Here is a 10,569-nt window from a genome sequence, read left to right as displayed (position 1 = left end):
ATTATGCAAAAAATATTTAACTGGGTTAAATGTATGAGTATCAATAAAAAATTAATCATTTCATTCTTTATTATTTTAACTATACCAGGAATTATTATTGGTGGTGTTTCATATCAAACTGCCAAAACAAATTTTGAACATCAAATGACAGCTAAAGCAAAGGAGAATATTTCGATTTTAAATACTGTTATTTCTCAAAATATAGAAGAGAAATTTGTTGATGCGACGTACTTTGCAGACATCTTAACAGAAGATACATATCTAAATGGACAGGAAGAAATAGTAAGAACGAAGCTAGCGCAATATATAAAACTTCATCCAGAAGTAGAAGGTATTTATATTGGAACAGAGACGGGAAAGTTTATAAGAGAACCATTTATCCAAATGGCTGATGGATACAATCCAAGAGATAGATCTTGGTATAAAGAAGCACATGAAAATAAAGGGAAAGTAATTGTTACTTCACCATATCAATCAGCATCTACCAAAAATATGGTAGTGACAATTGCTAAAGAAGTAAAAGATGGTAAAGGTGTTATAGGAATTAACTTAAATTTAGATAACATCTTAAAAATTTCCAAAATGATTAATATTGGTGAAAAAGGTTATGCAGTTATTTTAGATCAAAATAAGCAAATTGTTAGTCATCCATCTAGAAAACCAGGTGCAAAAGTTACTGATCCTTGGATTAAACCAATTTATGAAGAAAAACAAGGAAATGTGTCTTATACAGAACAAGATGATAAAAAGAATTTAATCTTTGCAACAAATGAGAAAACAGGCTGGAAAGTAGTTGGTGTTATGTTCGATGAAGAAATTAACCAAGCTGCCAGTCCAGTGTTTTATAAGACTTTGATTGTCATTGCTATTGCTATTGCATTTGGTAGTATATTAATTTATTTCATTACAAAGTCTATTACAGGGCCATTACGAAAAATAGCTGAATCGGCATATAAAATTAGTAAGGGAGATTTAACAGAGAAAATTACAATCCATTCCAAGGATGACATAGGGAAATTAGGGAATTCATTTAATGAAATGTCTATGTCTTTACAGGATGTTATTACCCAAATTAGCTTTTCAGCAGAACATGTTGCAGCATCGGCTGAAGAGTTAACAGCGAGCGTACAGCAAGCAAATGATGCGACAGATCAAATTACAATTGCGATGGAACAAGTATCAGGTGGGGCTGAGTCACAAAGTCAAGGTGTTGAAGAAGGTGCGGCTACATTACAACAAGTAAATACAGCAATTCAAGATGTAACTGGAAGCGCAGAGTCAATTTCTATTTCCTCATTACATGCCCGTGAAAGAGCTGAAGAGGGAGAAGATTTAGTTGAACAAACCGCAAAACAAATGCAGTCTATTTCTAGGTCGGTATCCGAGTCAGATGCTATTATTAAACTTCTTGATGAGAAATCAAAGCAAGTAGGAGCTATTTCTGAAGCAATTCAAAACATTGCAACTCAAACAAACTTATTAGCTTTAAATGCGGCTATTGAAGCAGCAAGAGCAGGTGAACAGGGACGAGGATTTGCTATTGTAGCAGATGAGGTTAGAAAATTAGCAGAGCAATCAGGAGAGTCATCTGGAGAGATTGCAAATTTAATTGCAGAAATTAAGGCGGATATTGAACATACTGTTAAGGCGATGGATAATGTGAATGGAGAAGTTCAACAAGGCCTTGATGTTGTAACAAAAACGAAAGTAAGTTTTACGGAAATTTTAAGTTCTACTACACATATTGTTTCTCAAGTTAATCAAATGGTAGAAACAACGAAGAGAATTGCTGGAGATGCAAATGAAGTGACAAATGCTATTGATGAAATTGCAGCTGCTGCAGAAGAAAATACAGCTAGTATGCAAAGTGTTGCAGCTTCAACAGAAGAACAGGTTAATTCCATGGAGGAAATTAGTTCAGCTTCGCAAAACTTAGCTGAGATGGCAGAAGAACTACAAGCGATGACTAGTAAATTTAAAGTATAATAACAGCAGATAAGTAAGGTGAAAATAATATCACCTTACTTATTTTTCTATTCAGCAATTAGGGGAGTCATTAACAGGATGAAAAAAAGAAAAAGACTATGGAATTTATGGAAAACGATTACATTGTTAGTTTGTACAGTTGTAATTTTTTCTTTACTTGTGACAGATATATTAATTAGTCATAATGTAGAACGGACGACGGAGGATAGCCAAGCAGAGAAAGCAAAAACAATTGCACACATTGTGGCGAATGATTCGATTGTAATCGATGGTTTGGTTGGGAAAGCAGATACCTCTGCAATCCAAACGTATACAAATAGAATATTACAAAACACAGGTGTTCAATTTATTGTAGTTATGGACATGAATGGAATAAGAAAGTCACATCCAAATCCTCAAAAAATAGGGCATCATTTTATTGGGGGAGATGAAGGGCCTGCATTGAAAGGAAAAGAACATGTATCGTTAGCAGAAGGAACTTTAGGTATTTCCATGCGAGTGTTTGTACCAATATTTTCTGAAACAGGTGAACAACTTGGAGCAGTGGCTGTTGGTATTTCAGCAGATAATGTAAAAGAGAGAGTTAAGGAAAGTAGACATATTATTTATATTGGTGTCGGAGTGGGTGTATTAGTCGGAATTATAGGAGCAATATTGCTAGCTAGACATATAAAGAAAAGTTTATTCGGTCTTGAGCCGCACAGGATAGCAAAAATTCTTGAAGAAAGAAATACGATGCTACAATCTGTAAAGGAAGGTATTATTGCTGTAGATAAAGAGGCTAGAGTAACGTTAATTAATAATGAAGCGAAACGTCTATTTAAAAAAAGCGGACTTGAAGAAGATTTTATCGGTAAAGATGTTGAGTTGTATATGCCAAATTCACGTATAAAAGAAGTATTGCAAACGGGAGAAGTACAATTAAACGAAGAACAAAATATTTATGGAATTACGATTGTGACGAATCGAGTTCCTTTATATGTAAAAGGAGAAATAGTTGGTGCAATTGCAACATTTCGTGATAAAACAGAGATTAGAAAACTAGCAGAGGAACTAACTGGTATTAGACTATATGCAGAAGCATTACGGGCACAATCTCATGAGTTTATGAATAAGATGCATGTCGTATTAGGGCTTACACATATGAAACAGTATGAAGAATTACAGAAGTATATAAGCGGCATGGTATCAGAGCATCAATATGAAATTGGTGGAGTTATGAAAAGAATAAAAAGTCCAGTATTTGCTGGTTTTTTACTAGGTAAGCTCAGCTATGCTAGAGAGAAAAATATAAAATTAATTATAAGTGAAGATTCTTACATGCCGGAAATAGATGTTGAAAGTATTACTCATGAACTTATTACGATTGTCGGAAATTTAATTGATAATGCATTAGAGGCAGTTACGAATTGTGAAAAGAAGCGAGTTGAAGTTAAGATACAACATGGGGATATACTAACTATTACAGTGCAAGATACGGGAAAAGGTATAAAAGAAAAAGAAATAGAGGAATTATTTACGAAAGGTTATTCCACAAAGGGAGATAACCGCGGTTATGGTTTGTATCTTGTAAAAGAAAGTATACAGCGAATAAATGGGGAAATTCATATGCATTCATTAGTAGGAAAGGGAACAACGATAACGATTGAAATACCTAAAGGTAGGGATGAGAGGCAAATATGATTAAAGTTTTAATTGTAGAAGATGACCCGATGGTAGCAATGTTAAATACGCATTATTTAGAGCAAGTAGGAGGATTTGAACTTGTTCAAGCAGTTAACTCAGTAAAGTCAGCGATAGAAATATTAGAGAAATCACGAGTAGATTTAGTATTACTTGATATTTTTATGCCTGAAGAGACTGGTTTTGAGCTTTTAATGTATATCCGGAACCAAGAAAAAGAAAGCGATATTATAATGATTTCAGCTGTACATGATATGGGAAGTATAAAAAAAGCATTACAATATGGCGTAGTAGATTATTTAATTAAACCATTTACATTTGAACGATTTAAAGAGGCATTAACTATATATCGAGAAAAACTTACTTTCATGAAAGAACAACAAAAAATTAGTCAATCGGAATTAGATTCATTAATTTTACAAAAAGAAAAAAGAGAGCCTACTGTGACGAAAGAGCTTCCAAAAGGGTTAACGAAGCAAACGTTGCAATTAATTTGGCAGAAGATCGAGTCTCTGAATGGAAGAGTATTTACAACAGATGAAATGGCACAATTAGTTGGAATTTCAAGAGTTTCTATTCGAAAATATGTAATGTTTCTGACTGACATTGGGGTGTTAGAAAACGAAATGATGTACCAACATGTGGGAAGACCTGTAAGTAAATTAAGATGTGTTGATCAAAAGAAAATAGAGTTTTACGTATAAGCGACTTAACATAAGTCGCTTATACTTTTTTTAATTACAAAATCAATTACAAAACTTACAAAAACTATTTTTACTATTGAAAGCGTTTTAATATTGTTATTAAGAAAACGAGGGGGTGCCATATGGGAATTCAAAAGAATGTGGAAGCGGTATCATTTTCTGAAGGAAATGAAGTACAAAGAGAATCTTTCGCTTCTAAAATTATGAATGTAAAAATCGGTGTTATACCTTTACCGTTATATGTAGTATTGGCTGCTATTATTTATGGGGCATCTGTATATAATAAATTGCCAGCAGATATGATTGGTGGATTTGCAGTTATTATGATCATGGGGATTTTCTTAGGCGATATTGGGATGAGAATTCCAATTTTAAAAAATATCGGTGGTCCAGCAATACTTTCGTTATTTATTCCATCATTACTTGTATTTTTTAACTGGATGAATCCAGCTTCAATGGAAGCTGCGACTATGTTAATGAAAAAATCGAACTTTTTATATTTATATATTTCTTGTTTAGTAGTCGGAAGTATTTTAGGAATGAACCGTAAAGTGTTAGTACAAGGTTTCGTTCGTATGTTTATTCCTTTAGTAGTAGGGACGTTAGCTTCTGTAGCAGTAGGATTATTGGTCGGTTCATTATTTGGATTTGAAATGAAGCACACATTCTTCTTTATCATCGTACCAATTGTGAGTGGTGGTATCGGGGAAGGGATTTTACCATTGTCGCTAGCTTATAGTGATATTTTAAATGAATCATCAGCAACGTTTGTATCACAGCTTATTCCAGCAGCTATTATTGGAAATATGTTCGCAATTGTAAGTGCAGGGTATATGAAGCGTTTAGGTGAGAAGAAACCGGAGCTTAGTGGTAACGGTGTATTAGTGAAAACAGACAATCAAGCAGAATTATTAAAAGAACAAAATACAGAGAAGCCAATTGACTTCTCATTAATGGGAGCAGGTTTATTAATTGCGTGTACGTTCTTCATCTTCGGAGGATTTGCTTCTAAGTTCATTGGTATTCCTGGGGCAATCATTATGATTTTCTCAGCAGCGCTTGTGAAATACTTTAAATTAATGCCAGCAAAAATGGAGCAAGGAGCATTCCATTTATATAAATTTATTTCGAAGAACTTAACTTGGCCTTTAATGGTTGGATTAGGATTGCTATATATTCCGTTAAAAGACGTAGCAGCAGTTCTTTCAGTAGGATATGTTGTTGTGTGCGCATCGGTTGTTCTTACAATGGTAGCATCAGGTTTTCTTGTAGGGAAAGTGATGAAAATGTATCCAGTTGAATCAGCGATTGTAACTGGATGTCATAGCGGTTTAGGTGGAACTGGAGATGTTGCTATTTTATCAGCTTCAAATCGTATGGAATTAATGCCGTTCGCGCAAATTTCGACTCGTTTAGGCGGAGCGGCAATGGTTGTAACAGCGACAATATTATTAAAGATGTTTTCATGATCAAACAAGCTAGCTATATTCATATAGCTAGCTTGTCAAATTAAGGGGAGATTATAAGTATGTTAGCAAATCAAATTAATGAAAGATCATTGTTATTGCATAAAGAATTAGTAGGGAAAATTGAAATTACAAGTAAAGTAGAAGTAAATTCAGCGGATGATTTAAGCCTGACGTATACACCAGGTGTAGCGGAGTCTTGTAAAGCAATTGCGGCAGATGAAGAAACGGTGTATGACTATACAGCACGTGGTAATATGGTGGCAGTTGTCTCAGATGGAACAGCGGTACTCGGTTTAGGAAACATTGGACCGAAAGCGGCTATGCCTGTTATGGAAGGAAAAAGTATTTTGTTTAAGAAGTTTGCGAATGTAGATGCTTTCCCATTATGTTTAGGCACAACGGATGTAGATGAAATCGTTACCCTTGTGAAAAATTTAGAGCCTACATTTGCAGGGATTAATTTAGAAGATATTGCAGCACCGCGTTGTTTTGAAATTGAAAAACGATTAAAAGAAGAAACGAATATTCCTGTATTCCATGATGATCAACATGGAACAGCTATTGTCGTTTTAGCAGCTGTTATTAATGCATTAAAAGTTGTTAGCAAACAAATGGATAATGTGAAAATCGTTATTAACGGTGCGGGTTCGGCAGGAATTGCAATTGGAAAATTATTATTAAAGGCTGGTGCAAAGCACATTACGCTAGTTAGCCTAGAAGGTATTGTTTGTGAAGGTGAAACATGGATGAACGAAGCGCAAATTGAAGTTTCAAAAAAGACAAATCGTGAACATGTGCGTGGAACGTTAAAAGAAGCGATTAACCAAGCTGATATTTTTATTGGCGTATCTGCTCCTAACGTATTAACGAAAGAACTTGTACAGACGATGAATGAGAAAGCAATTGTGTTTGCAATGGCGAATCCAATTCCAGAAATCTTCCCTGAGGATGCATTAGAGGCTGGGGCAGCTGTAGTAGGAACTGGGCGCTCGGATTATGCGAATCAAGTAAATAATGTATTGGCGTTTCCCGGAATATTCCGCGGTGCGTTAGATGTGCGCGCAACTGATATTACAGAAGAGATGAAATTAGCGGCAGCATATGGGATCGCTAACATCATTACTGATGAAGAACGTAATGCGAATTATGTAATCCCGAATCCATTAGATAAAAGAGTTGTTCCAAGTGTTGCGGAAGCAGTAGCGAAAGCAGCTATTGATTCAGGCGTGGCACAAATTACGAAAATACCACGTTATTAATAGCTAAAAGCAGTGCCTAAAAGGCACTGCTTTTTTGAGATAAGAAATCAAAATAATGAAGAAGTGTAGAATTATTTATGTTTCTTCACTATTTATTTAATTCCATTGCAACTTGTTTACCATTCACTAAAACCTCAGTTACTGCTACGATTACTTCTATCATTTTTTTCATCTCTCATCTCTCCTCGTTCATTTCTTACTTTAAGTATAAGAGAAGAGAGATAATTCAACTATCGAAGTACATGACGTAGAAATTACATTGTTGTAAGAAAGTGGTTTATTTTTGTCACTTTACTTAGCGGTGATTACAAACTGATCATAATATTTTTCATGCACATATATATTTAATAACCATAATCCAGATGAAGGTAGTGACATAGCGAGAGGGAGTTCGCTTGTAGTAGAATTGATTGCATTTGAAGTAGTCCAAGTTTGTTTGGAAATTTCTTTTTGAAAGAGTACTGGTGTTGGCGTTACAGATCCTTGTTTTAGCGCAATAATAGACAATTTTCCAGTTGGTATTTCAGAATCTAGAAAGTACCACATTATTTCATTTTGTTCATTTGCGATAATAGGACTATCAGCCATTGCGATTTTTCCTTCGATGCCTTTTAAAGGTATTTTTCCGTCTATGAATGAGGGTGCTTCTTCCCAATTTACATCTTTTAAAACACTAAGATGAAAGAAGGAAGGTGCGTTCACTTGATTGGACGTTGCGACAGCTGCAGTTTTAGATGCTTTTGAATCAGGTTGTGCTTGTGTGCATCCAGTGATGAGGAAGGAGAGAAGTAGCATAGTTCCGATTTTTTTCATGGTGCCACACTCCTAGTTTTTATTGTTAGTGTAATTGTATTTGCTAGAAGGCGGGACAATTCCTTTAAAGTATAAAAAGAGGTCGTAAGTTTTGTACGACCTCTTTTGACATTTTTTATCCCGTAAAGCCCGATTGGTGTAGGTTAATAATCAGTGGGAGATAGCCCCACTAATTAAAGTTTCATTTTATATTTGTTCCGTTGTATAGGTTGGTTCGGTTTCTTTTTGAGGCATCGTCAAAAAAATAACGGACAGAACGATACATACGCCGCCTAATAATTGGTATGCTCCAAAAGCTTCATTTAGCCAAGTGATTGAAACGATGGCAGCTACAAGGGGTTCAATGCTAGATAAAATGCTTGTTTCTGTTGCTGCTAAATATTTAAGACTACCGATATACAGAAGGAAAGAAAGGGTACCACTAACAATGATAAGAATAAGCATAGAAAAAGTTTTCAGTGTAAGGGTTTGTGAAAATTGATTCCACCCGAATGAACGATTATAAATAAGTAGTGCAATTCCTCCGATTAACATCCCCCAACCAATTACTACAGTTGTCCCGCATTCTTTAATGAGAGAAGCCGGATGAAGGGTATAAAATGCAAATCCGATTGCTGTTAATAGTCCAAAAATAATAGCTTCTTTAGATAAAACAATATTTTCAATTGAGCCATTTGTAATAATAAAGTATGTTCCTATTAGCGCGGCTATAATTGCGAATAGTTGCATGGAAGCAGGGGATTTTCTTTGTTCAAATGCAACATACACGGTAATAAGAACAGGACCTAGAAATTGAAATAGCGTTGCAGTGACCGCGTTACTAATATGAACCGTTTCGATAAAGGCGTATTGTGCACCGAGCATGCCGAGAATAGAGAAAATAATAAGTTGTATAGAATATCTAGGATGTTTCCAAATTTGAAATATGTTTTGTTTCTTTATAAGTAAGAAAGACAAAATAAATATTCCTGCAAGCAACAATCGAATTGTTAAAAAATCAATTGAGGATACATTAGTATGCTGAAATAGCCACTGAATCATTGGACCAGATAATCCCCATAATGTAGCCCCTGTAATAATCATAATAAGTCCGATACGTCTACCATTGTTCATTATCATGTTTCTCCTCTCCAGTATTTGATTTTTTATGTGTGACATGATAAAAGGAATTATATATAAAATCTGGTACTGTAAAAAGTATCAGATTTTAGTTTTATTAAGGGGTCAGATACTATGTTAGAATTAACGCCTAATTTAAATATGAATAGTAAAAAGGCATTATATGTGCAATTGTATGAGTATATAAAAAAAGAGATTAAAGATGGATCAATTGTCCCTTTTACGAAATTACCGGCTAAGCGAAAGTTAGCGATACATTTACAGGTAAGTAAAAATACAGTAGAGGCAGCGTACGAACAATTACTTGCAGAAGGTTATATTGAGTCGATATCGAGAAAAGGTTATTTTGTATGCAAGATTGAGCAAATGGTTCATGTAGAGGATAGCGAAGAGAGGATAGAAGAAGTCCCGTTTCAGGAGAAGCGTTATAAATTTGACTTTACACAAACAGGAATTGATACAAATGCTTTTCCATTTAATATGTATCGGAAAATTGTAAATGAAGTATGGCAGCCGCATAATAACGAACTTCTCTTTCTAGGACACCCTCAAGGGGAAGCAAGCTTAAGAGAAGAGATTACGAATTATTTGTATGAATCTAGAGGTGTGCGTTGTTCAGCTAGTCAAATTGTATTAGGAGCGGGAACACAAATATTAGTGAAACTATTGTTTCAATTGTTAAAGGGAAGCAATTATGCAGTTGAAAACCCAGGGTATCATAGAAAGATGGTTGTTTTTGAACAGGGAGAAGCAAGAGTCCAAATGTTATCTTTAGATAGAGATGGAATTTGTATTGCAGATTTAGAAAATAGCAATGCGAATGTTGTATTTGTTACACCTTCCCATCAGTTTCCATATGGAATGATTATGCCTATTACGAGAAGGATGCAGCTTTTACAATGGGCAAAGAAAGAAGAGAGCAGGTATATTATTGAAGATGATTATGATAGTGAATTTCGCTATTCTGGAAAGCCTATACCGGCGCTGCAAGGGTTAGATACAGAGGGGAAAGTTATTTATATGGGGACGCTATCTAAAGCATTATTGCCATCGCTACGGATGAGTTATATGGTGTTGCCGAAGAAATTAATTAAAAAGTATCAACAGCAATATTTATTTTACACACAAAGTGTTTCAAGAATGGACCAAGAAGTGATTAGAAGATTTTTAAATGAAGGCTATTGGGAAAAACATATTCATAAAATGCGTGTCGTCTACCGAAAGAAGAGAGATCGACTTGTTTTTGAAATAGAGAAGTATTTCTCTAATCGTGTTGAAGTGATAGGAGAAGATTCGGGATTACACATTTTATTAAAAGTGCATAATGGAATGCGGGAAGAAGAATTAATTCAAGAAGCTGCGAAATATAGTATCAAAATATATCCTGTGTCTACGTACTATAAAGACGGTACGGCGCCTGAGAGTGTAGTTTTACTTGGGTTTGCGATATTATCAGAGGAAGAGATTGCGAAAGCGATTCAATTATTACACACGGCATGGTTTACAAGAAAGTAAAAAAACATCCTCCAAACATGA

At 34.9% G+C, this 10,569-nt stretch carries 8 protein-coding genes; 6 read left to right on the top strand and 2 right to left on the bottom strand.

What is annotated here, in order from left to right:
- Positions 1-144 precede the first annotated feature (144 nt).
- The 5 genes from ACQGSG_RS14600 to ACQGSG_RS14580 all read left to right on the top strand — a co-directional run bounded on the left by ACQGSG_RS14600 (position 145) and on the right by ACQGSG_RS14580 (position 7,101).
- Complete coding sequence (locus ACQGSG_RS14600) at positions 145-1,986, top strand: methyl-accepting chemotaxis protein (protein WP_370941342.1); 1,842 nt, start codon at positions 145-147, stop codon at positions 1,984-1,986.
- 78 nt (positions 1,987-2,064) lie between these two features.
- The gene (locus ACQGSG_RS14595) at positions 2,065-3,669 is read left to right on the top strand and encodes a sensor histidine kinase (RefSeq protein ID WP_000746422.1); all 1,605 of its coding nucleotides are present in this window, start codon (positions 2,065-2,067) and stop codon (positions 3,667-3,669) included.
- Positions 3,666-4,373: a response regulator gene (locus ACQGSG_RS14590; RefSeq protein WP_000598668.1), complete on the top strand. Its 708-nt coding sequence runs from the start codon at positions 3,666-3,668 to the stop codon at positions 4,371-4,373. The genes ACQGSG_RS14595 and ACQGSG_RS14590 overlap by 4 nt, the downstream gene beginning before the upstream one ends.
- A gap of 122 nt (positions 4,374-4,495) precedes the next feature.
- Positions 4,496-5,842, top strand: coding sequence for a 2-hydroxycarboxylate transporter family protein (locus ACQGSG_RS14585; RefSeq protein ID WP_000512722.1), 1,347 nt, complete (start codon positions 4,496-4,498; stop codon positions 5,840-5,842).
- A 59-nt stretch (positions 5,843-5,901) separates the two neighbouring features.
- Complete coding sequence (locus ACQGSG_RS14580) at positions 5,902-7,101, top strand: NAD(P)-dependent malic enzyme (RefSeq protein WP_000880782.1); 1,200 nt, start codon at positions 5,902-5,904, stop codon at positions 7,099-7,101.
- Positions 7,102-7,392: 291 nt separating this feature from the next.
- Here the strand turns inward: ACQGSG_RS14580 and ACQGSG_RS14575 are convergent, their stop codons facing one another.
- Positions 7,393-7,914, bottom strand: a complete 522-nt coding sequence (locus ACQGSG_RS14575) for a DUF4871 domain-containing protein (RefSeq protein ID WP_426947555.1) — start codon at positions 7,912-7,914, stop codon at positions 7,393-7,395.
- A 186-nt stretch (positions 7,915-8,100) separates the two neighbouring features.
- Positions 8,101-9,027 (bottom strand): DMT family transporter, encoded by a 927-nt coding sequence (locus tag ACQGSG_RS14570; protein ID WP_325842755.1) that lies wholly within the window; start codon positions 9,025-9,027, stop codon positions 8,101-8,103.
- A gap of 120 nt (positions 9,028-9,147) precedes the next feature.
- Here ACQGSG_RS14570 and ACQGSG_RS14565 point away from each other — a divergent pair, with 120 nt between their 5' ends.
- A complete protein-coding gene (locus ACQGSG_RS14565) occupies positions 9,148-10,548 on the top strand; it encodes a PLP-dependent aminotransferase family protein (protein WP_097814125.1) in 1,401 nt (466 codons plus the stop codon).
- Positions 10,549-10,569 lie beyond the last annotated feature (21 nt).

Source organism: Bacillus sp. GMa5/1, assembly GCF_050172015.1.
Lineage (GTDB): Bacteria > Bacillota > Bacilli > Bacillales > Bacillaceae_G > Bacillus_A > Bacillus_A cereus.
The sequence above is the reverse complement of the archived record's forward strand: the minus strand, read 5'-3'. Positions and strand labels throughout refer to the sequence as shown.